The sequence below is a fragment of the Halococcus qingdaonensis genome (genome assembly GCF_024508235.1).
GTDB classification, from domain to species: domain Archaea; phylum Halobacteriota; class Halobacteria; order Halobacteriales; family Halococcaceae; genus Halococcus; species Halococcus qingdaonensis.
Window position 1 is genome coordinate 1,384,856 of the sequence record NZ_CP101943.1, and the last position, 21,502, is coordinate 1,406,357.

Here is a 21,502-nt window from a genome sequence, read left to right on the forward strand (position 1 = left end):
GTCCTACCGTGGGCCACGGGTTAGTCCTTTGCTGCCGCGAGATCGGCCCGAACCGCTGCCCGGACCTCGTTGGGGTCGAGCGGTGCGTCGGTCCACGCCGGCAGCCGATCGTCGATCTCGGGTGGCTCGATGGCCGCCGCGTAGTCGCCGACCTGCGCGCGTTCGTCGTCGGCGTCGTACTCCAGCCCGTTGTGGGTGGCGTCGGCGGCGTACTGGCGGACGAACCGCGCCGCCGTCCGCTCGTAGCGCGCCGGCAAGGTATCGTACGCGGGGCGCACGCCGTGTCCTTCGACCGCGCGCAGCAGCGCTCGCCCGACCTCCCGGCTCATCGCTGCCAGGCCGTCGGCCCCCGACACCGACCGGTGATCGTGGACGTCGATCCCGAGATCGACCTGTGCGGTGTCCGCAAACCCTGCCTCGTCGAATGCGGTCGCCAGCCCGTCGATTTCAAGCCCCCAGCCCCGGCCGAGCCGGAGTTCGCGCGCGAGCGAGCCGGTGAGTCCGATCTCGCCGGCGAGCGCGTAGCGGAACGCGCCGAAGTAGCCGAGGACCGCTGCGTCGTGGCGCTCGCAGAGAGTGGCCACGAGCGGTTCGTAGAAGAGGCGGAACAGCCGGCCGAACAGCTGATTACGCTCGATGCGGGCGTAGTAGCCCTTCACGAACGAGAAGCCGTCGGCGAGCGGCGCGCAGAGGCGGCGGACGTCGGCGGGCGAGTACGAGAGCGCGTCGGCGTCGTGGACGACGACGAACTCGTGGTCGCTCGCGGGGCCGAGCGCGAGCCAGACGTCCCGACCTTTCCCGCTCTCGCCGTCGAGACCGTGCTCGTCGAGCAGCGCGGCGAGGCGCGGCCCGCCACACCAGAACAGTTCGATATCGATGGCGAACCCCGACAGCCACTCGGCGATCGACTCGACGCGCTCGCGCGGGGCGCGCAAGGCGACGATGACGGTGGCCACGTCGAGCGTGGCGAGCGACGAAAAGACGTGCTCGGCCGCATCGGTGCGGTGCTCGCGGCCGGTCATCGGGACGACGACCGCCGTGCGCTCCGTCGGCGCGGCCGGCGGCTCGTCGGCGAACCCGTGTAGCGTCGTGATCCGTTCCTGAACGTACTCCATGAGTCGAACTCGCCACTCGCGCGCTCGATGCTCGGTAGTTTCGTTCGGGACGAGCGCGCCGGGCCTGTTCGTCCATCGTCGGGCCTGCGGCCAATCAAGCCTTCCGGAACGCCGTTCGTCTCGAAAACAGACACGGGAAAGGTGCGCGGTGATGCCAGGGCAGCGGACCGTGTTCCCGTGTGACCGGAACCCTCTGGTTCCGTTTGGATGCACGATGCAGAAGGCCCTATACTTACTCCCTGACCGACGTTTCAAACACTGAAGCATGTGTCACGCCGTGAAACATACCACCTGTCGACAGATCAATTCGTTCTCGAACGGCAACGAGAATAGGTGTTTCGTCGGTCTCGTCGGCGATCCGTATCCCAACGTTAACGCTCCCGGCTGCCTGATTCTCCGGAAATGAGTACACAGGAGGTCTCCCGCGGCCGCGCGTGGCTGATGGCCGCGCGACCGCAGACGCTGCCGGCGGCCGCCGCGCCGGTGTTCGTCGGCACCGGTCTCGCCGTCGCGATGGACGTGTTCGCCCCGCTGCCCGCGCTGGCGGCGCTCGTCGGCGCGCTGCTCATCCAGATCGGGACGAACTTCGCGAACGACTACTACGACGCCAAGTCCGGCGTCGACTCCGAGGATCGCGACGGGTTCACGAGAGTCACCCAATCGGGCCTCATCGGGGCGAGCGAGGTCCGGCGCGCGATGATCGCCACGTTCGCGCTCGCCATCGTTCTCGGGAGCTATCTGGTCTTCGTCGGCGGACTGCCGATCGTGATCGTCGGCCTGTCGAGCGTCGCCGCGGGGATCCTCTACACCGGTGGCCCCTACCCCTACGGCTGGTACGGCCTCGGCGATCTCTTCGTGTTCGTCTTCTTCGGGCTGGTCGCCGTCAGCGGCACCTACTATGTGCAGGCCGCGGCTCTCGCACGATCGTTCCCGCTCTGGCTCCCACCCGACACGCTGCCGCTCGCGGCCGTCGTGGCGAGCCTGCCCGCCGCGGGCCTCTCGACCAACATCCTGATCGTTAACAACCTGCGCGATCGCGAGACCGACATGGCGGCGGGCAAGCGCTCGCTCGCGGTGCTCCTCGGCTACCGCTGGAGCCGCGTCGAGTTCCTGCTGATGACGGGAATGGCCTACGTGATCCCCGTCGTCTTCTGGCTCACCGGCTCCGGCGCGCTCGTGCTCGCACCGCTGCTGACGCTGCCGTACGCCGCCTCGATCGCCGCGACCGTTCTGACCAGAACCGACGGCGATGCGCTCAATCCCGCGCTCGAACGGGTGGGCAAACTGCTCGCGGCCCACTCCGTGCTCTTCGCGCTCGGGCTCGCGCTGCCGAGGGTGCTATGAGGATCGAACCGCTCTCGCTGGCGCTCGCGAGCCCGCTCTCGACCGCCCGGGGCACGATCGACACGAGGGAGGGGTTCCTCGTCACGATCGACCACGAGGGGACGCGAGGCGTCGGCGAGGCGACACCGCTGCCCGGCTGGACGGAATCGCTCGACAAGTGTCGGACGGCGCTCGATCGTGTACTCGATACCGACGACTGGTCAGCAGCGCTCGATGCGCTCGACGGTACACCGGCCGCCCGCCACGGGCTCGCGCTCGCGCTCGCCGACGCCCGCTCGCGTGCCGCCGGTCTCCCGCTCTACCGCCATCTCGGCGGCGATCCGACGGACGAGATCCCGGTGAACGCGACGATCGGCGACGGCTCAGTCGACGAAACCATCGCCGAAGCCACCGCGGCCGTCGAACGGGGGTTCGAGGCTCTCAAGCTCAAAGTCGGCGCGCGGGCGATCGTGGAGGACATCGAGCGCGTCGCCGCCGTCCGGGAGACGGTCGGGAACGATATCGAGCTCCGTGCCGACGCGAACGGTGCGTGGGACCACGAGACGGCACGCGCAGCGCTCGATGAGTTCGCCGACGCGGGGCTCGCGTACGTCGAACAACCGCTTCCCGCGGACGATCTCGCCGGCCACGCCGATCTCCGAGGACGGCTGCCGATCGCGCTCGACGAATCGCTCGCGATTCACTCCGTCGAGCGCGTTCTCGCCGCCGATGCTGCGGACGTCATCATCGTAAAACCGATGGCGCTCGGTGGGCCGAATCGCGCGCGTGCGGCCACGCTCGCCGCCCGCGAGGCCGGCTGCGAGGCGGTTCTCACGACGACGATCGACGGTGCACTCGCACGGGCAGGGGCCGTCCACGTCGCGGCGAGCTTCCCTGACCCGCTGGCGGCCGGGCTCGCGACCGCTGATCGGCTCGCCGAGGATCTCATCTCTGATCCGGCACCGATCGACGACGGCCACGCGCGCGTGCCACAGGGACCGGGCAACGCGCCACTGGAGGACGGATGACAGACGTGCTCGCCCGGCGCGTGCAGGCCTCGCCCGACGCGACCGCGCTCGTCGGGGTCGGAGGAGCGGAGTGGACCTACCGCGAGCTCGACGAGCACGTCGAGCGGGTCGCCGGCCGGCTCGCGGCGCTCGGGATCGCGGGCGAACATCTCGGCTGTCTACTCGAAACCCGGCCCGCGACGGCCGTTCTCGTCCACGCGGCCGCCCGCCTCGGCTGCGTGCTCGTCCCGCTGAACACGCGTCTCACGCCTACCGAACTCGACAGCCACGTCGAACGCGCGGAGCTCGCGGCGCTCGTCTGCGGGGCGGACACCGCCGACACCGCCGTCGAGCTCTCGGTGGACGTTCCGACCGCTTCCGTCGACGACACGGAGCACACGGAGATCACTGTCCTGGACAGCGTCTCGCCGGCGGAGTTCGCGCCCGCCTCGCGCGACGCCGACGATCCGGCAGTCATGCTCGCCACGTCGGGGACGACCGGCGAGCCGAAGCTCGTCGTGCTCACGACCGAAAATCTGCGTTCGAGCGCCGTCGCCTCGGCGTTTCGGCTTGGCATCACGCCCGACGACCGCTGGCTCGATCCGCTCGCGGTCTACCACATGGGCGGGCTCGCGCCGATCGTTCGCTCCGCACTCTACGGGACGACCGTCGTCATTCCGGGCGAGTTCGACGCCCGAGCGACGCTCAACGCGCTCGAACGGTTCGATTGCACCGGGATCTCGCTCGTGCCGACGATGCTCCGGCGGCTTCTCGCCGCCGGGTCGCTCGCCGACTCGCTCCGGTTCGTCCTCCTGGGCGGTGCGCCCGCCTCGGAAGAACTCATCGAGCGTTGTGAGAAGCGCGGTGTTCCCGTCCACCCCACCTACGGCATGACCGAGACGGCCTCGCAGGTCGCCACCGCACGTCCCGGAGAGGCGTTCGCCCACACCGGTACGGTCGGCCGCCCACTCCTGGACACCGATCTCTCGGTTCTCGGCGGCGACGGGAAATCCGTCGACATCGGCGAGACGGGCGAGCTCGTCGTGTCCGGCCCGACGGTGTTCGCGGGTTACTACGGCGATCCCGACGCGACCGCGCGGGCATTCTCCGAGCGAGGCTTTCACACCGGCGACGTCGGCCATCGCGACGCTGGCGGGCGGCTCTGGGTGACGGGCCGGCGCGACGAGATGATCTCGACGGGTGGGGAGCTCGTCGCGCCCGGCGAGATCGCCCGCGTGCTCCGGTCCCATCCGGCCATCGACGACGCCGGCGTCGTCGGTCTCCCCGATCCCGACTGGGGCGAGCGCGTCGGTGCACTCGTCGTCGGGGATGTCACCGACGCCGAGACGGTTCGAAATTACTGCCGCGAGCGCCTCGCCGGTTTCAAACTCCCGCGAACGATCGCGTTCGCCGACGAACTCCCCCGCACCGCCTCGGGCACCGTCGCGCGCCGGGTGGTCCGGGAGCGTCTTCTAGACAACGGCGACTGATCGGGTCGGCCGTGGCTCTCAGTCAGCGCCGCCCTCCGCGACCGGCCGACCGTCGGTGTCGAGCGCCGCTGCAGTCGGTGGCTGTGTCCGTACGTCCGCGCCCTCGCGCTCGTCGATGACGTCGGCGTAGGCATCTGGCATCACCTTCACGAAATTCGTCAGCTCCTCGTCCCAGTCGTCGAGAACGGACTGCCCGCGGTCGGAGCCGGTGTAGGTGACGTGGTTTTCGACCAGCCGGCGGAGCATCCGCTCGTCCTTCTCGTCGAGTTCCGTGGTCGTGCTCACCATGCCGCGGTTGACGCGCGATTCGAACTCGTTCTCCCTATCGAGCACGTACGCGACGCCGCCGCTCATGCCGGCCGCGAAGTTCTTCCCCGTCTCGCCGAGCACCGCGATCGCTCCCCCGGTCATATATTCGCAGCCGTGGTCGCCGACCGACTCGACGACGCCCGTGACACCCGAGTTGCGCACCGCGAACCGCTCGCCGGCCTTCCCGTTGACGTAGATCTCGCCCTCGGTCGCGCCGTAGAGGGCGACGTTCCCGATCAAACTGTTCGCCTCGGGTTCGTAGGGCGCGGTCGGCGGCGTGTTCACGACGAGTTTCCCACCGGAGAGCCCCTTGCCGACGTAGTCGTTGGTGGTCCCGGTCAGATGCATCGTCACGCCCGTGGCGAGAAAGGCCCCGAAGCTCTGGCCGGCCGTCCCGTCGAAGTCCACGGTTATGGAATCCTCGGGGAGACCATCGCCGCCGTGCTCGCGGGAGATATGGTGGGAGAGCAGCGCGCCGACCGCACGATCGGCGTTCGAGATCTCCCGACTGAGCGAGACGGGTTTTCCGTTCTGGATGGCCGTCTCGGCGTCGGCGATCAATTCGTGATCTAGCTGCTCGTCGATCTCGTGGGTCTGGTCTCGTATCTTCGTGCGTTCGGTGCCCGGCTCGCCGTCGCTGCGCGGCTCGGCGAGCATCGACGAGAGATCGAGCTTTCTGGCCTTCTCGTTGGCGACATCCGTGCGCTGGGTGAGGAACTCGGGGCGGCCAATCATCTCCTCGACGGTTGCAAAGCCGAGTTCGGCCATGATCTCGCGGAGTTCCTGTGCGATGAACGTCATGTAGTTGATGACGTGTTCGGGCTCGCCGGGGAAGCGCTCCCTGAGCTCCTCGCGCTGGGTGGCGACGCCGACCGGACAGGTGTTTTCGTGACACTGGCGAGCCATCACACAACCCGAGGTGACGAGAGAAGCGGTCCCGAACACGTACTCCTCGGCCCCCAGGAGCGCCGCGATGGCCACGTCACGGCCGGTCTTCATGCCGCCGTCGGCCGAGATCCGGATGCGCGAGCGGAGTCGGGTCTCCCGGAGCAGTTGGTTCGCCTCGGCCAGTCCGAGCTCCCACGGCAGACCCGCATTTTTGATCGAGGTGCGCGGGCTCGCACCCGTCCCGCCGGAGTGCCCCGAGATGTGGACGACGTCGGCGTTGGCCTTCGCCACACCCGCCGCGATCGTGCCGATGCCCGCCTCAGAGACGAGTTTGACGTTGATGTCGGCCTCGGGGTTCGCCGCCTTCAGATCGTGGATCAGCTGCTTCAGGTCCTCGATCGAGTAGATGTCGTGCAGCGGCGGCGGCGAGATGAGGCCGACGCCCGGCGTCGCGTATCTGACGTGGGCGATCATCTCGTTGACCTTCTTCCCGGGGAGATGGCCGCCCTCGCCCGGCTTGGAGCCCTGGGCCATCTTGATCTGTATCTCGTCGGCCGACGTGAGATACTCCGAGGTGACGCCGAACCGACCCGACGCCACCTGCTTGACCGGACACTCCTTTTCAGTATGGAACCGTGCCGGCGGCTCGCCACCCTCGCCGGTGTTCGATTTCGCCCCCAACCTGTTCATCGCGATCGCGTTCGTCTCGTGCATCTCCGGCGAGAGGCTGCCGAGGCTCATCGCCGCCGTCGAGAACCGCTCGACGATCTCGTGAACCGGTTCGACCTCTTCTACCGAAATCGACTCGCGCTCGCTGTCGAATTCGAGCAGACCACGCAGCGTCTGGAGCTGCTCGTTCTGCTCGTTCATCAGACGGGCGAACTCCTCGTACTGCTCGTAATCGCCCTGCCTGACGGCCTGCTGGAGCGTGCCGACGGTCTGGGGGTTCCACTCGTGGAAGATCCCGTCCGAGCGGTGTTCGTACTCACCCTGCCGTTCGATATCGGGCTCGTCGCCGAACGCGAGCACGTGGCGATCCTCGAGATCGTCCTCGATCTCCGCGAGGCCGATGCCCTCCGTGCGGGCGGTCGTTCCCTCGAAGTAGTCGGCGACGAAGTCGGAATCCAGTCCGACTGCCTCGAAGATCTGGGCCCCCTGATAGCTCTGGACCGTCGAAATCCCCATCTTCGACATGGTTTTCAGGAGTCCGTCCTCGAGCGCGCCCCGGTAGGCCGCGACGGCCGCATCGCGGTCGGCACCGTCCGCGCCGCGCGTGAGGTCCGCGATCGTCCGGTAGGCGAGATACGGGTTGACCGCACCCGCGCCGTAGCCGACGAGCGCCGCGACGTGATGAACGGTACGTGGGTCGGCCGATTCGACGACGAGCCCGACGCGGTTGCGACGGCCGTTGCGCACCAGGTGATGGTGGACGGCACCGGTCGCCAGCAGCGACGGGATCGGTACCCGCTCGCCGCTCGCTGTCCGATCCGAGAGAATCAGGATATCGTTCTCGTCGGCGGCCACGGTCGCCTCGCGTCGCACGCGCTCGACGGCCGATTCGAGATCGTCGTCGACGTCGTAGGTGATGTCGACGACACGGCTCTCCATCCCGTTGGCCGCCTCGCCCTCGATCCCCCTGATGGCTGCCGTCTCGTCGTTCGAGAGAACGGGCGAGTCGGCGACGAGCTGGCGTGCGTGAGCCGGCGACTCGGCGAGCAGGTTGCGCTGGTTGCCGAGGCGCGTTTCGAGCGACGTCACCAGCTCCTCGCGGATGTAATCGAGCGGCGGGTTCGTCACCTGCGCGAACAGCTGCTTGAAGTAGGTGAACAGCGGGCGGTTGAACTGCGAGAGGACGGAAAGAGGTGTGTCGTCGCCCATCGACCCGACCGGGTCCTTCCCCTTGGTCGCCATCGGTTCGAGCAGGTTATCGAGTTCGTCGTGGGTGTAGCCGTAGAGCGCCTGGCGGCTGCGGAGATCGGTGTTGCTCTCGTGCTCCGCGTATTCCTGGTGATCGCCTGCCGCGTCGACGAGGTCGGCGAGATCGACCTGCTCCTCGTCGATCCACTCGCCGTAGTTCTCGTGGGTCAGTTCCGCGAACACCTCCTCGTCGGGCAGAACGCGCCCTTCCTCGGGATCCGCGAGGAACAGTTGGCCAGGTTCGAGCCGGCCGCGCTCGGCGACGTTCGCCGGGTCGAGATCGAGCGCCCCGGTCTCTGAGGCCATCACGAGCCGTCCATCGGTCGTCACGTCGTAGCGACAGGGCCGGAAGCCGTTGCGATCGAGCACCGCACCGACCCGCTCGCCGTCCGTCGCCGCCACCAGCGCCGGCCCGTCCCACGGTTCGGACAGTGAGGCGTGGAAATCGTAGAACGCACGGCGCTCGTCGCTCATCTCGTGTTCGTCGCCGCGGAACGCCTCCGGGATCAGCAGCCTGAGCGCGTGTGGGAGCTCGCGGCCCGATTCCATGAGGAGTTCGAGCGCGTTGTCGACGCTCGCGGTGTCCGACTGCTTCGCATCGGCGATCACCGGCCTGACCGCATCGACGTCGAACTCGTCGGTATCGATGTCGGTCTCGCGGGCGCGCATCCAGTTGACGTTGCCCTGGATCGTGTTGATCTCGCCGTTGTGGATGGTTCGCCGGTAGGGATGGGCGAGATGCCACGCGCCGAGCGTGTTCGTCGAAAAGCGCGCGTGGACCATGACGAACGTCGAGGCGAGCCGCGAATCCCGAAGGTCGGGGTAGTAGCCGGCGAGCTGATCGCCCTTCAGCAGTCCCTTGTAGACGAGCGTCTGGCGGTCGAGCGAGCAGACGTAGAAGCGCTCGTGGCCAGCGGGCTCGCGCTCGGCGACGCGCTTTTCGACCGCTCGACGGCCGACGTAGAGCCGCGTGTCGAACTCGTCGGTGGCGAGATCCTCTTCGGGGACGACGATCGCCTGGTAAACCGCTGGTTCGGAATCGATCGCCGTCCGTCCTAGATCTGTGTTGTCCGTCGGGACCGCCCGCCAGTGGGCGACCGAGAGGCCGTGCTCGGCGAGTTCGTCGGCGACGAGTTCCTGGAGCACCTCGCGTGCGGCATCGTCCTGGGGGAAGAACAGCGATCCGACGGCATAGGTCCCGGAGAGATCAATCGGGAGTTCGTCGGCGAAGAATTCGTGAGGTGTCTGAAGCATGACGCCCGCGCCGTCGCCGGTGTTCTCCTCCGCGCCGGTCGTCCCGCGATGTTCGAGATTCGAGAGGAGTTCGAGCCCGTCGGCGACGACCGAGTGGCCTCCCTCCCCGTCGAGATCCATAACGACCCCGACGCCGCAGTTCGCGCGCTGCTCGGACGGATCGGCCAGTCCCGTGGCCGCCGACTGCTCTCCGTGGGAATGTGTGTCATCCATATGCAACGGGCTCTCATTGACAGGGATAAGAGGCTAACCCTGAAAGGATAAGTGTGTATTAATACCACTCAAGGATGTCAGTACATCCGTCCCGCGGTCGTCAGCGCGGAAAAAGAGGATTCAGGGGGTGGAACCGCTCAGTACGACTTGGCGAAATACGCTGTCTCGGTCGCGTCGTCGCCACAGATCGCACACGTGTCGTCGATCGGCCCCTCGTCCTCGTCGAAGGGGACCATCACGATCTCGGCGGCGATCTCGTCTTTGATCTCGGTCTCGCAGCCTTCCTCGCCACACCACGCGGTCTTGACGTAGCCACCGTGCTGACCGATCGTACCGAGCAACTCGTTGCGACTCTCGGCTTCGCGGACGTTTTCCTCTAGCTCTTCTTCGGCGGCGGCGTACAGTTTCGCGTAGACGGTGTCGAGATGCTCGTCGACCGTGTCGGCGATACTCTCACGCCCCTCGACGATCGATTCGCCGTCTGGACGGTGGACGAGCGTCGCTTCCTCGTCTTCGACCTCGTGCGGCCCGATCTCGATGCGCAGCGGAACGCCGTTGAGCTCCCATTCGTTGAACTTGAAGCCGGGGTTGCGCCCGTCGCGATCGTCGAGTTCGACCCTGATGTCCGCCTCGTCGAGCTCGGCGGCGAGCTCGGCGGCGTAGTCGAGCACCTCCTCTTGAGTGTCCTCCTGCCAGATGGGCACGACGACGACCTGTTCTGGTGCGATCGCGGGCGGGAGGACGAGCCCCTGATCGTCCGAGTGGGTCATGACCATTCCGCCGAGCGCGCGCCAGGAAAGGCCCCACGAGGCCGTATGCGCGACGTGTTCGTTCTCGTCCTCGTCGACGTAGGTCACGTCGAACGCCTCGGCGAACCCGTCGCCCAGGTAGTGACTCGTCGCCGCCTGCAGGCTCTTGCCGTCGGGCATCAGCGACTGCACGGCGGTCGTCGTGTCGGCCCCAGGGAACTTGTCGTGTTCGGGCTTGCGCCCCTCCAGCACGGGGATCGCGAGCACCTCCTCGTGGAGGCGACGGTACTGCTCCAGGCGGAGCATCGTCTCCTCCCACGCGCTCTCGCCGTCGCGGTGGGCGGTGTGGCCCTCCTGCCAGAGGAACTCCTTGGTGCGGAAGAACGGTTTCGTATCCGTCGCCTCCCAGCGGACCACCGAACACCACTGGTTGAGGCGCATCGGGAGATCGCGGTGGCTCCGGATCCACTGGCTCATGAACGGCGTGATGATCGACTCGCTGGTCGGGCGGACCGCGAGGCGCTCGTCGAGCTCGTCGTTGCCCGCCTCCGTCACCCACGCGACCTCCGGATCGAACCCCTCGACGATCTCTTTCTCGCGTTCGAGGTAGCTCTCGGGGATGAACATCGGGAAGTAGCTGTTCTGGACGCCCGTGTCCTTGAACCAGCCATCCAGATGATCCTGGATCCCCTCCCAGAGGGCGTAGCCACGGGGGCGGGTGACGATGAACCCGCCCATCGGCGCGTAGTCGGCGAGCCCCGCCTTCTGGACGAGTTCGGCGTACCACTCGCCGGGGCTGTGCTCCTTCGATTCGGTGATCCCGAGGTCCTGCTGTGGGTCGCTCATAGATACCGATCCGTCCGCTGGGTTAAACACGGTACGATTCGCTCGTGTGAGATGATGAAGAGCAGCTCTGCAGTCGATCGGCGAAAGCGGTTGACTAGTCCAAATACCAAACCGCCATATCGGGGGTACATCTGTTAATGAATACATAGTACAATAATCGTAGTTGAAATCTGGAAGGTATTTTCGATTGAATGTCGATATTTCGAATGAACCAGAAGAGAATAAGTGTCAAATCATACAAGAGCCACTGTTAGCACAGCATTTAAATCGTACTATATGTAACACAGTCGCATGACTGATGATGAACCAGACGAAAATGAGAGCAATGAAGAAAGTGAACAACCCCATATTAAAAAATCTCGAAGCGTTGATGTAGATGATCTTTCCGGAGAAGTCGAAGGGGGTCAAGAAGTAACTGATGTTCGAGATGCTCCCGAAGAAGGATATACGATGGCTCCTTCGCAGAATAATCCAGATCGTAATAGTGATGATGAGAATGACGATACAAACGGCGAAGATTCAGACAACTAACTAACTCCAAACCTACCATGCCAATTACAGCGCAAGCACTTGTATTGGCATCTCTGTTGATCGCGCCGGGACTTATTGCAGTTCTTATTGCAATTACTCTTGGTGTTGTAGAACGAGAGGTGACGCAATACCAACTATACGGGACAGCTTTTGTATCTAGCATCCTTATTGACGTTGTCTTTGTTTGGATTGTTCAGGTCTCTGGGAAAGATGTAACAGGAAGAGATGCACTTGAAAACATATTCTTTACCGAATCAGGATTCCAGGTCATCGCTGCCGTTGGTCTTTTTGCTATAGCCATTTTTGTTGGTGTTATATATTCTATCGGTTTACATTTCGACATCCCTGATAAATCTCGTGCACTACTCGGACACTTCACTTCTCGTCGTCGAAATCCGTGGCAACCCTGGGAAGGAACACTAAAAGACGCTGATGTAGTACAGATAAATCTCTCGACAGGATATGATGTTGTGGGACGTCTTGGAGAATACAGTCGGGTTGGGAAAGAGAGGCAAATAATGCTTCACTCCCCACAATTTGATTTTGAAGACGAGCCAAATCGGATGAAAATACTCCTTTTCGAAGATGAAATCGATACTGTATCAATCCAGTCTATTGAGAGTCAATCAGGGCTCAATCGGCGTACCAAGATATTCAGCTGTGTCATCATTTTGTTTCTGGTCGTTGTGGCTGCTATAAGTATATTTTACTAAAAACAAATATTAGCCGTTCTATCATCTGACATCGGCACAAATCGGATCGATAACCATAGTATGTCCATCTCCTATATGTTGTTGAGTGAATTAAGTCGGGAACTGGATTTGGTTACGACTGATCTATTCCAGTCGGCGTTTGGTCTCGCGGTGGCGATAGCGGAACATCGGCTCGAAGCCGATATCGCTGAAGGATTCGGCGAGACGGCCGAGCTCGCCGAACGGGAGGCGACACTCCACGCGATCGCGGAGGATCGTCCCGCCGGCATCGGCGTAGAAACTGTGGGTGTGGACCCAGTGCTCGAACGGACCGTCGTGCATCGTGTCGCGGAACAGTCCTGCCTGTCCGTCGCGCCGCCGCTCGACGATCCGGGAGGTCCAGCCCTGTCGCGGGCCGACACCGAACGGGCGCATCGAGAGGTCGATCTCGGACCCCTCCTCCAGGATATCGGGATCGGGTTCGCCGTCCGGGCCGCGCGAGGCCTCCACCCGGAGGTTCATGAGTCGGGGCGTGACCGCCGTCAGCCCGGTGATCGCCGAGTGGAACTCCCAGACGTCCTCGAAGGGCGCGCGCAGGTACGTCTCGCGCTCGTAGGTGGCCATAGTCCACCCTCGCCCCGCGCGGGCAAAACTCCCGCGGACGGGCAACGGCGGCGAACGGGCAACGGCGAAAAAAGCGGCACACATATATCTCGTGGCTGAGAATCGGCAAGTATGACCCAGACCTGCAGGAACTGCAAGCGCACCTTCGGCAGCGAACTCGAACTCGAACTCCACCGCGACGTCTGTTCGGACGCCCAGTTGGTGTGTGAGGTATGTGGCGAGCGCTTCGCCGAGCGGTACGCGACGACGGACGGCTGGCGATACGACTGTCCAAACGACGACTGCGACGGCACAGGACTGAAAGAGGACCTCCGACCCGTCAGCGACGTCCTCGTCAGCCAGTAGCGTCGCCGGCGAGTCGTTCGATCGCGACCAGCGCCCGCCGACAGATCGGTGCGTACGCCGCCGCAGGCAACGGGATCTCGAACGCCGCCCGACAGTTCTCGCCCCAGGACTCGACCCGATGACCGGTCGCCGGAACGCCGGCGATGCGCCACGTCCACCGACGATCGGCACAACTCGTGACACGAAACGGAACCCGCAGCCCGCCGTCCGGCAGGCCCGAGAACAGCGCGCCCGGACCCACGGTTTCGACGTGGCCGCGCGATCCGTCCTGAATGAACCGGTCGGGACAGTCGACGGCCGCGATCGACGGTCCCCACTCGGGCCAGCGCTCGGTATCGGTCAGGATCGACCAGACGATCTCGGCGGGCGCGTCGATCGACCGCGAGATCAGCAGCCGACGGCCGTCGGGTGTGCGCTCGATGGACGTGTTCACGACACGTCTTCCGCTCTCGGGCGGCATATACCGTCGGTCGATGGCGACGACCGATCTCGGGCCGATGCTACGACTTTTCCCGGCGGCCGCCGATGACATGCTATGGAATACACGACTCTCGGTGACACGGGCATGGAGGTCAGTCGGCTCTGTCTCGGCTGCATGAGCTTCGGCAGTTCGGACTGGCGCGACTGGGTGCTCGAAGAGGAGGAGAGTCGCGAGATCATCGAGCGCGCGATCGACCTCGGCATCAACTTCTTCGATACGGCGAACATGTACTCGCTCGGTGAGTCCGAACGCGTGCTCGGCAACGCACTCGCGGGCTACGATCGCGACTGGCCGGTCGTCGCCACGAAAGTCTACCACCCGATGGACGAGGACAACCCGAACGCCGGCGGACTCTCCCGGAAGGCCATCGAGCAGGAACTCGACAACAGTCTCGATAGGCTCGGAATGGACACGATCGACCTCTACCAGACCCACCGCTGGGACGGGAACACGCCGATCGACGAGACGCTCGGCGCGCTCGACGACGCGGTGCGCCGCGGGAAGGCCAGATATATCGGCGGCTCGTCGATGTGGGCTCACCAGTTCGCCGACGCGCTGCACACGAGCGAAATGGAGAACCTCGAACGGTTCGTGACGATGCAGAACCACTACAATCTCGTCTATCGCGAGGAGGAGCGCGAGATGCTCCCGCTCACCGACAAGGAAGGCATCGGCGTCATGCCGTGGAGCCCGCTCGCGCGCGGCTACCTCACCCGCCCACACGAGGATATCGGCGCGACCGACCGCGGTGCGAGCGAGGAACACCTCTACGAGCATCCATACCGCGCGGGCGGCGGGCGGGAGATCAACGAGCGCGTCCAGGAACTCGCCGACGAAAAGGGCGTCACGATGGCACAGATCTCGCTCGCGTGGCTGCTACACAAGGAGTGGGTCGACGCACCGATCGTCGGCACGACGAGCGTCGAACACTTGGAACAGGCCGTCGAAGCGCTCGACATCTCGCTGTCCGAGAGCGACCAGGAGTACCTCGAAGAGCCCTACGAGCCGGTGCCCGTTTCGGGTCACGACTGAGCCGCGCGGCCTGTCGTGCGATAGCGTTCCAGTCGCTTTATCCGCGTCTCGACCCTATGATTCGCCGTGAATACCGACCGTGCCACGCTTGCGGCGATGATCTTCGCCGTCATGTTCGGGCAGGTGGCACTCTATCCTGGCGTGCCGGAGCTCGTCGCTGCGCTCGATGCGCAAACGACGCTCGACGCAAGCACGTGGTTTCTCGCGGCCGAATACGCGGGATTCGTCCTCTTCGCCGGCGTCTGGGGTGCACTGAGCGATGCCGGCGGCCGCCGTTCCCGGTTCATCGTCGCCGGCGCGCTCGGCGGCGTGGCGAGCTACGCGCTCCTGGTCGGGCTCGCGTGGTTCACCGAGCTCGGCTTCACGACGATGCTTCTCGTCCGCTTCGTCGAGGGAAGTTTCACCATCGGGGCGTTCTCGCTGTCGATAACGATGCTGATGGATATGGAGGGCGGGCACGGCCGCAACATGGGTGCGGCGGGCATCGCCATCGGCTCGGGGACGGCGCTCGGCGCGCCGCTCGGCGGTCAGCTCTCGGCCGTCGGCCCGCTCGTCCCGCTGGTCGTCGCCGCCGGCCTACTCTGTCTCGTCGCGCTGCTCGCGGTGCGACTGTCGGAACGCACAGTCGAGAGCCGGCGGGGCGGCATCGGGGCGGCGCTCTCGGGGCTCGCCGACCGGCCGGCGCTCGGATTACCCTACCTGTTCGGCTTCGCCGATCGCTTCACCGCAGGGTTCTTCGCGCTCGTCGGCACGCTCTACTTCAGGCAAACCTTCGGCCTCGATGCCGGCACGGCGGGGCTCGTGCTCGGATTGTTCTTCGCGCCGTTCGCGCTCGGCCAGTACCCGATGGGGCGACTCTCGGACCGGATCGGCCGCCTACTCCCCGTCGTCGCCGGGTCGGTACTCTACGGCAGCGCAGTGCTCGCGGTCTATCTCGCACCCACGATCGAGATCGCCAGCGCGACGATGGTGCTCTTAGGAATCGCCGGCGCGCTCGTCGCCCCGGCGACGATGGCGCTCGTCACCGATCTCGCGACCGACCGCGGCACGGCGATGGGCGGGTTCAACGTCTTCGGCAGCCTCGGCTTCCTCGTCGGGACAGTGGGCGGCGGCGCGATCGCCGACAGTTTCGGCTTCGGCGCGGCCTTTCTCGCCGCCGCGGCGCTCGAAGCCGGCGTCGTGATCGTGACGCTCCCGCTGCTCGTCCGCCTTGACGTTCCCCGGAGCGTGTTGCTCGGTGATCACGACTCCGCCTGAGAGCCCGACAATCGGCCGTCCGTCCCGAGAACGTTTCCCGCTGGAAGCGATAGCCGACGCATGGCCGATCCCGAATCCGTGGTCCGGCGGTACTACGAACTCGTCGACGCCGAGAACTACGACGACCTCGTCGCGCTGTTCGCCGACGATGTCAGCTACGAACGCCCCGGCCAGGACGCCATCGAGGGTCGCGACGCGCTGCGAACGTTCTACGAGGAGGGTCGCCCGCTCGACGACGGCTCACACGAGGTCCACGACGTGCTCGTCGACGGCGATACGGTCGCCGTTCGGGGCTCGTTCTCCGGTCGGCAAAACGGTGAGCGCGTCGGGTTCGACTTCGCCGATATCCACGAGTTCGAGGGCGAGACGATCGCGCGGCGATACACCTTTACCGACCGCGACGAGGTCTGAGGCGTCGTTCTTGACGTGAAATCCCGTTTCAGCAGATTTATTCGGAATCGAGGCCGAACGACCCTATGCATCGTTTTCACACGGTCAGTAGCGCCCCGTTCGATCGTTCGGCCGCTGGGTGGCCGGCGAACTGATGGCGTCCGCGGCCGAATCAGGCGACGTCGACTATAGCGCCCGCGCACGCGAAGCACTCGGCTACTCGCGCTGGTGGCAGATCGCCGCCGCGGCGGTGATGATGGCACTCATCAGTCCCTACCAGTACGTCTGGTCGTCGATCGAAGGGCCGCTGGCGGCCGATCTCGACCTCCAGCTGTCGGCGCTCGGCCTCGTCTTCACCCTGTTCGTCGCCTTCCAATCGATCTCACAGTTTCCCGTCGGGACGTGGCGTGACAGCCACGGCCCGCGCCGCATCAGCCTGCTCGCCGGCGTGCTCGCCGGCGGCGGCTATCTCGGTCTCGCCTACGCGACCGAACTCTGGCAAGTCTACGTGCTCTATTCGCTCGGCGCGATCGGCGTCGGCATCGTCTACACCGTCGCCATCAACACCGCGCTCAAGTGGTTCCCCGACCGGCGCGGGCTCACCACGGGCATCGGCACGATGGCGTTCGCCGCCGGCAGCGCAGCGTTCATCCCCTACGTCCGCGCGAACGCAACCGTCGGGGGCTATTCCGACGTGCTCCGCAACATGGGACTGCTCATCGGTATCGGCGTCCTCGTCGGCGCGGTCGTGCTCCGCGACCCGCCGACGGACTGGCTTCCAGGGCGAACCGACGGCGGGCAGGCGACGGCAGCCGCGCACTCGGGAAACGACTACACCTGGCGCGAGATGCTGCGCACCTGGCAGTTCTGGGATCTGCTCGTCATGTTCGCGTTCGTCAACACGGCCGGGCTGATGCTGACGGCGAAGGTCGTCTCGTTCGCCCAGCAGTTCGGTCTCGCGGCGACGGTCGCCACCGCCTCGGCGACGATCCTCGCGCTCGTCGGCGGCCTCAGCCGCGTCGTCGTCGGCGGCGTCTCGGATCGGCTCTCTCGCCGGCGCACCATCCTCGCGTCGGCGATCCTCACCGGTGTCGGCCTGTTTGCGCTCGTCTGGTTCGCTCGACTCGGCTCCGGCATCGGCTTCGTCGCCGCCGTGATCGTCACCACGTTCTTCTGGAGCCCGCAGTTCGCACTCTTCCCGAGCATCGTCGGCGACTACTACGGGCAGGCGAACTCGTCGAGCAACTACGCGCTGGTCTACATGGGAAAGGTCGCCGGCGGTACCCTCGGCGGCGTCGTCGCCGGCTTCCTCATCACCATCGTCGGCTGGTCGACGACGTTCCTCATCGGCGGCGGTCTCTCGCTGCTGGCTGGCATCGGCGCGTTCGCGCTCAGACCGCCCAGCCGATCCTGATAAAAATACGTCGAGAGTACGTCAGTAGCCGGCGACCGTGCCGTCCTTCCGGGGTTCGGTCGCGCCCGAAAGGGTACCCTCGTTGTTTCGCGCGATCTGTGCGCCGCCGAACTGCGTCGGCGTGTCGACGCGCACCTCGTGGCCCATCCGGGCGAGTTTCGTCGCGAGATGGCCGCCGATACGACCTTCGACGGCGAGCGAGCCGTCCTCGCGGTAGCGCCATCGGGGGCGATCGAGCGCCGCCTGGAGGGGCAGATCGTAATCGACGAGGTTGGAGAGCACCTGCACGTGCCCCTGTGGCTGCATGAACCCTCCCATGACGCCGAAGGCCGCCCAATCCTCACGATCCCCGTCGGGTGCGAGATCGACGACGCCGGGGATGAGCGTGTGGAACGGGCGCTTGCCCGGTGCGAGGCTGTTCGGGTGCTCGGGATCGAGCGAGAACGACGCGCCCCGGTTCTGGAGGGCGATGCCAGTGTCGCCGGCGACGAGCCCGCTCCCGAAGCCGGCGAACCGCGAGTTGATGAATGAGACGACGTTCCCCTCGCCGTCGGCGACGCAGAGCAGCACGGTGTCGGCGTCCTCGGCGTGGCTGTCGGGCACCCCGAAGCTCACGTCGCTCGCGACCGCACCGATATCGGTGGCGCGCTGCTCGGCCCACTCGCGTGAGGCGAGCGGCGGCACGTCCTCGTGGTTCGGATCGGTGATGTAGCGATGGCCGTCGTGGAAGGCGCGTTTCATCGCCTCGGAGAAGTAGTGGACGCGCTCGGGCGACTCCAGGGGGTGTGCGCCGGCGTCGATCTCCTCGGCGATGTTGAGCGCTTCGAGCGCGACGAGCCCCTGGTTATTGGGCGGGAGTTCGTACACGTCCGCGCCGTGATAGCGCGTCGAGACCGGTTCAGGGAACTCGACTTCGAACTCCGCGAGGTCCGCGTGCGAGAGGAAGCCGCCCTTCCCCTGGATCTCGTCGACGATCGACTCGGCGATCTCGCCCTCGTAGAACGCGTCCGCACCCTGCTCGGCGATCGTCGCGAGGCTCTCGCCGAGTCGCGGCAGGCTGATCCGCTCGCCGGCCGCGGGGGCGGCACCGTCGTCGAGGTAAGCTTCGGCTGCGTGGGCGTCGGTGAACAGCTCCTCGCCGGCCTGCCAGTGGTGGGCGATGACCTCGGAGACGGGGTAGCCGTCGGTCGCGTAGCGGATCGCGGGCTGGAGCGCGTCGCCGAGTGAGCGCCGCCCGTAGCGCTCGACGGTCGCCTCCCAGCCGCGCGCGCTGCCGGGCACCGTGACGGCGTGTGGTCCGAGAAACGGCATGCCGAGTTCGTCGGAGTCGTCGCTGCCGTCGACCGCGTAGCCGCGATCCGCCGGATACCACGAGGCCGAGTCCTCGTGGTCGCGCACCGACTGACGGACGTTCTCGATCGTCGCGTCGGCAGGCGCACCACCACAGGCGCGCATCGCGCCGACCTCGCCGTCGGCGGTGCGATAGAGCGCGAACGCGTCGCCGCCGAGGCCCGTGCTCGTCGGCTCGACGACGTTGAGCGCGGCCGCGGTGGCGACGGCGGCGTCGAAGGCGTTGCCGCCCTCGCGGAGGAGTTCGAGACCGGCCTCGGCGGCGAGCGGCTGGCTCGTGGCGACGATCCCCTCGTTCGCGTAGACGGTCGAACGGCGTGACGTGAACCGATCCAGATCGGGGTTGGGCATGTGGTTGCTCACCACCCGACCCTCCTAAAGATGGCTATCCGAGCGTGACCTCGTTGAACTTCTGTTTGTAGTCGCCGGCGATGCCGAACGGCGAGATGTCGACCGAATCGTACCAGAACCGGGGCGTGACCTCGTGGTAGACCGGCAGGCTGGCCATCGCCTCCCAGTTGGCCTCCTCCATCGTGATGTACGCCTCGTTGCGGGCCCGCTTGGCCTGTTTCGTCGGTGCGGTGTTGTTCTGGACCGTCCCCCATGCGTCGATGGCGCGCTGGGCGGACTGGGTATCGGTCGGGCGATTGGTGTACGACTCCGGCGACGGCGTGCTCGTGTCGGAGGTTGCAGGGTTGAGATGCTTGACGAACGCGTCCGGTGCGGCCCACGGGACGATCCAGCCGAGCGTGAACGCGTCGACGCTGCCCTTCTGGACCTGTTCGAGCAGCGAGGAGAACTGCGTCTGCTGGATCTGCATCTCGATGTGGGCGCTCGCGAGCTGATCACGCAGCAGCTTCGCGGTTTCGAGCCACGTCTTCGACTGATAGATCGTCATGCCGAGCGAGAACGTGTTGTTCGGTCCGTAGCCCGCGTCCTCCATCACCTGTCGCGCCCGGTCGAGCTGGGATTCGTTGTAGCCGTAGGGATACTCCTGCTTCGCGTGTTTCTCGTAGGCATCCGGCCCGCCCGGATAGATGCTCGGGATCGTGTAGTGGTAGGCCGGCAGCCCGCGCCCTTTGAACACCTGATCGACGACGGTGCCCTGGTTGAGCGCGTACGCGGTCGCCTTCCGAACGGGCGTGGGCACGTTCGGGACGTTGAACCCGATGTAGAAGACCGACAGCGACGGCACTTCGAGATAGTTCACGGTCGCGCCGTTTCGCAGCGGACCGTACGTCCCGAACCGGCGTCCTTTGTCGTCCGTGCGCTCGATGGCCGCCCGCTCCTGTTTGTACTGTGCGGTCGGGATGTTGAAGACGTCCGCGTTGCGCTCCATCACGAAGTTGTAAATGGCGCTCGTGTCCTCGATGAGCTGCCAACGCACGCCGGCGATCTTCGGGCCCGTTCCGTGGTAGTCGTCGAAGCGCTCGACGCTGACGCTGGTGCCCGACTGGTAGTTGCCGAATCGAAACGGCCCGGCCCCGATCGGGTCGTTGGCGAACTTCCCCTGTTCCATCCGGCCCTGATAGCCCTGGATGTCGCCGACGATCCCCTCGGGAACCGCCGCGAACTGGTTGTTCGAGAGCACCTGCAGCGCGGCGTGGAACGGCTGTTCGATCTCGAACCGGAACGTGTACTCGTCGACTGCCTCCGTGGCCAGCGTGTTCGGCTTGTAAGCGTCGTCGCCGTCCGTCTCGTGGGCAATGCCGACCGAGTCGAGGATGTCCGCGACCGCCTGCGAGTTCGGCGAGCCCGCCAACCGCTCGTAGCTGTAGACGAAGTCGTTCGCCGTCACCTCGTCGCCGTTGTGAAATTTCACCCCTTCCTTGAGCGAGAAGGTGTAGGTCGTGTAATCGTCCGAGACCTCGTATCCCGAGGCGATGAGCGCCGTGACCGGCACTTCGCCGTTCGGATACGTCATCAGCCCGTCGAACAGCTGCGTCGTGACCGCGCCCGAGGCGGTGTCCGACGCCGCGATCGGGTCGAACGACGAGACTGTCGAGTTGACCAGATCGAGGCGATCGTTCCCGATCTTTCCGCCACCACCTCCGCCGCTACCGTTCTGTGCCTCGGAGCCGTTCCCCGCCGTGCCGTTCGTGCCCGAGTCGTTCGTACCCTGCCCGTCGCCGTCACCAGTGCAGCCCGCGAGCGCCGCACCGCCCGCGATCGCGCCCGTCGTTTTGAGGAACCGACGGCGCGTTCGTGTGCCTTCATGTGCCACTGTATCAGTTGACATTGTACCACTCCTCACACGGGGAGGTATCCATTAGAG

General features: G+C 65.7%; 17 protein-coding genes. 10 read left to right on the top strand and 7 right to left on the bottom strand.

Annotation, left to right across the window (positions count from 1 at the left end; translation table 11 throughout):
* Positions 1-20 precede the first annotated feature (20 nt).
* Positions 21-1,115 carry a glycosyltransferase family protein gene (locus NO363_RS07185; protein ID WP_256683979.1) on the bottom strand — a complete coding sequence of 365 codons (1,095 nt, stop codon included), beginning with the start codon at positions 1,113-1,115 and terminating at the stop codon, positions 21-23.
* A 402-nt stretch (positions 1,116-1,517) separates the two neighbouring features.
* Between NO363_RS07185 and NO363_RS07190 the strand changes: the two genes are divergently transcribed.
* Genes NO363_RS07190 through menE form a run of 3 tightly spaced genes read left to right on the top strand, consistent with a single transcriptional unit; the run spans position 1,518 to position 4,935 of the window.
* Positions 1,518-2,459: a 1,4-dihydroxy-2-naphthoate polyprenyltransferase gene (locus NO363_RS07190; protein WP_256683981.1), complete on the top strand. Its 942-nt coding sequence runs from the start codon at positions 1,518-1,520 to the stop codon at positions 2,457-2,459.
* Complete coding sequence (locus NO363_RS07195) at positions 2,456-3,466, top strand: mandelate racemase/muconate lactonizing enzyme family protein (RefSeq protein ID WP_256683983.1); 1,011 nt, start codon at positions 2,456-2,458, stop codon at positions 3,464-3,466. Before NO363_RS07190 ends, NO363_RS07195 begins: the two co-directional genes overlap by 4 nt.
* On the top strand, positions 3,463-4,935 hold the full coding sequence (menE, locus tag NO363_RS07200) for an o-succinylbenzoate--CoA ligase (protein ID WP_256683984.1): 1,473 nt from the start codon (positions 3,463-3,465) through the stop codon (positions 4,933-4,935). The genes NO363_RS07195 and menE overlap by 4 nt, the downstream gene beginning before the upstream one ends.
* An 18-nt stretch (positions 4,936-4,953) precedes the next feature.
* Here the strand turns inward: menE and gltB are convergent, their stop codons facing one another.
* Together gltB and proS are read right to left on the bottom strand one after the other, a co-directional pair.
* Positions 4,954-9,516, bottom strand: a complete 4,563-nt coding sequence (gltB, locus tag NO363_RS07205; protein WP_256683985.1) for a glutamate synthase large subunit — start codon at positions 9,514-9,516, stop codon at positions 4,954-4,956.
* Positions 9,517-9,653: 137 nt separating this feature from the next.
* Entirely contained in the window at positions 9,654-11,111 is a 1,458-nt protein-coding gene (gene proS, locus NO363_RS07210; protein ID WP_256683986.1) for a proline--tRNA ligase, read from the bottom strand.
* Between the two features lie 291 nt (positions 11,112-11,402).
* Between proS and NO363_RS07215 the strand changes: the two genes are divergently transcribed.
* On the top strand, positions 11,403-11,642 hold the full coding sequence (locus NO363_RS07215) for a hypothetical protein (RefSeq protein ID WP_256683987.1): 240 nt from the start codon (positions 11,403-11,405) through the stop codon (positions 11,640-11,642).
* A 17-nt stretch (positions 11,643-11,659) separates the two neighbouring features.
* Positions 11,660-12,355, top strand: coding sequence for a DUF6338 family protein (locus NO363_RS07220; RefSeq protein WP_256683989.1), 696 nt, complete (start codon positions 11,660-11,662; stop codon positions 12,353-12,355).
* Between the two features lie 123 nt (positions 12,356-12,478).
* Here NO363_RS07220 and NO363_RS07225 read toward each other — a convergent pair whose 3' ends face one another.
* Positions 12,479-12,958 carry an SRPBCC family protein gene (locus NO363_RS07225; RefSeq protein ID WP_256683991.1) on the bottom strand — a complete coding sequence of 160 codons (480 nt, stop codon included), beginning with the start codon at positions 12,956-12,958 and terminating at the stop codon, positions 12,479-12,481.
* Positions 12,959-13,069: 111 nt separating this feature from the next.
* Between NO363_RS07225 and NO363_RS07230 the strand changes: the two genes are divergently transcribed.
* On the top strand, positions 13,070-13,303 hold the full coding sequence (locus NO363_RS07230; RefSeq protein ID WP_244698323.1) for a transcriptional regulator: 234 nt from the start codon (positions 13,070-13,072) through the stop codon (positions 13,301-13,303).
* Here NO363_RS07230 and NO363_RS07235 read toward each other — a convergent pair.
* Positions 13,293-13,736 carry an SRPBCC family protein gene (locus NO363_RS07235; RefSeq protein ID WP_256683993.1) on the bottom strand — a complete coding sequence of 148 codons (444 nt, stop codon included), beginning with the start codon at positions 13,734-13,736 and terminating at the stop codon, positions 13,293-13,295. The two genes, NO363_RS07230 and NO363_RS07235, sit on opposite strands and share 11 nt — an antisense overlap.
* A 102-nt stretch (positions 13,737-13,838) precedes the next feature.
* Here NO363_RS07235 and NO363_RS07240 point away from each other — a divergent pair, with 102 nt between their 5' ends.
* The 4 genes from NO363_RS07240 to NO363_RS07255 all read left to right on the top strand — a co-directional run bounded on the left by NO363_RS07240 (position 13,839) and on the right by NO363_RS07255 (position 17,877).
* Positions 13,839-14,816 (top strand): aldo/keto reductase, encoded by a 978-nt coding sequence (locus NO363_RS07240; RefSeq protein WP_256683994.1) that lies wholly within the window; start codon positions 13,839-13,841, stop codon positions 14,814-14,816.
* Between the two features lie 66 nt (positions 14,817-14,882).
* Positions 14,883-16,073 (top strand): MFS transporter, encoded by a 1,191-nt coding sequence (locus tag NO363_RS07245; protein ID WP_256683996.1) that lies wholly within the window; start codon positions 14,883-14,885, stop codon positions 16,071-16,073.
* Positions 16,074-16,133: 60 nt separating this feature from the next.
* Positions 16,134-16,484, top strand: coding sequence for a nuclear transport factor 2 family protein (locus tag NO363_RS07250; protein ID WP_256683997.1), 351 nt, complete (start codon positions 16,134-16,136; stop codon positions 16,482-16,484).
* A gap of 133 nt (positions 16,485-16,617) precedes the next feature.
* Positions 16,618-17,877 (top strand): OFA family MFS transporter, encoded by a 1,260-nt coding sequence (locus NO363_RS07255; RefSeq protein WP_256683999.1) that lies wholly within the window; start codon positions 16,618-16,620, stop codon positions 17,875-17,877.
* A 21-nt stretch (positions 17,878-17,898) separates the two neighbouring features.
* On the opposite strand, the gene ggt is transcribed toward NO363_RS07255, so the two are convergent.
* On the bottom strand, positions 17,899-19,578 hold the full coding sequence (gene ggt / locus NO363_RS07260; protein ID WP_256687938.1) for a gamma-glutamyltransferase: 1,680 nt from the start codon (positions 19,576-19,578) through the stop codon (positions 17,899-17,901).
* A 34-nt stretch (positions 19,579-19,612) separates the two neighbouring features.
* Positions 19,613-21,466 carry an ABC transporter substrate-binding protein gene (locus NO363_RS07265; RefSeq protein WP_256684001.1) on the bottom strand — a complete coding sequence of 618 codons (1,854 nt, stop codon included), beginning with the start codon at positions 21,464-21,466 and terminating at the stop codon, positions 19,613-19,615.
* Between the last annotated feature and the right edge of the window lie 36 nt (positions 21,467-21,502).

Bases quoted from the DNA above. Each gene is read 5' to 3' on its own strand.
- menE (WP_256683984.1), top strand. From the start codon at position 3,463: ATGACAGACGTGCTCGCCCGGCGCGTGCAGGCCTCGCCCGACGCGACC.
- NO363_RS07220 (WP_256683989.1), top strand. From the start codon at position 11,660: ATGCCAATTACAGCGCAAGCACTTGTATTGGCATCTCTGTTGATCGCG.
- NO363_RS07240 (WP_256683994.1), top strand. From the start codon at position 13,839: ATGGAATACACGACTCTCGGTGACACGGGCATGGAGGTCAGTCGGCTC.
- ggt (WP_256687938.1), bottom strand. From the start codon at position 19,578: ATGCCCAACCCCGATCTGGATCGGTTCACGTCACGCCGTTCGACCGTC.
- gltB (WP_256683985.1), bottom strand. From the start codon at position 9,516: ATGGATGACACACATTCCCACGGAGAGCAGTCGGCGGCCACGGGACTG.
- NO363_RS07250 (WP_256683997.1), top strand. From the start codon at position 16,134: ATGGCCGATCCCGAATCCGTGGTCCGGCGGTACTACGAACTCGTCGAC.
- NO363_RS07225 (WP_256683991.1), bottom strand. From the start codon at position 12,958: ATGGCCACCTACGAGCGCGAGACGTACCTGCGCGCGCCCTTCGAGGAC.
- NO363_RS07255 (WP_256683999.1), top strand. From the start codon at position 16,618: ATGGCGTCCGCGGCCGAATCAGGCGACGTCGACTATAGCGCCCGCGCA.
- NO363_RS07190 (WP_256683981.1), top strand. From the start codon at position 1,518: ATGAGTACACAGGAGGTCTCCCGCGGCCGCGCGTGGCTGATGGCCGCG.
- NO363_RS07195 (WP_256683983.1), top strand. From the start codon at position 2,456: ATGAGGATCGAACCGCTCTCGCTGGCGCTCGCGAGCCCGCTCTCGACC.
- NO363_RS07265 (WP_256684001.1), bottom strand. From the start codon at position 21,466: ATGTCAACTGATACAGTGGCACATGAAGGCACACGAACGCGCCGTCGG.
- NO363_RS07230 (WP_244698323.1), top strand. From the start codon at position 13,070: ATGACCCAGACCTGCAGGAACTGCAAGCGCACCTTCGGCAGCGAACTC.
- proS (WP_256683986.1), bottom strand. From the start codon at position 11,111: ATGAGCGACCCACAGCAGGACCTCGGGATCACCGAATCGAAGGAGCAC.
- NO363_RS07215 (WP_256683987.1), top strand. From the start codon at position 11,403: ATGACTGATGATGAACCAGACGAAAATGAGAGCAATGAAGAAAGTGAA.
- NO363_RS07185 (WP_256683979.1), bottom strand. From the start codon at position 1,115: ATGGAGTACGTTCAGGAACGGATCACGACGCTACACGGGTTCGCCGAC.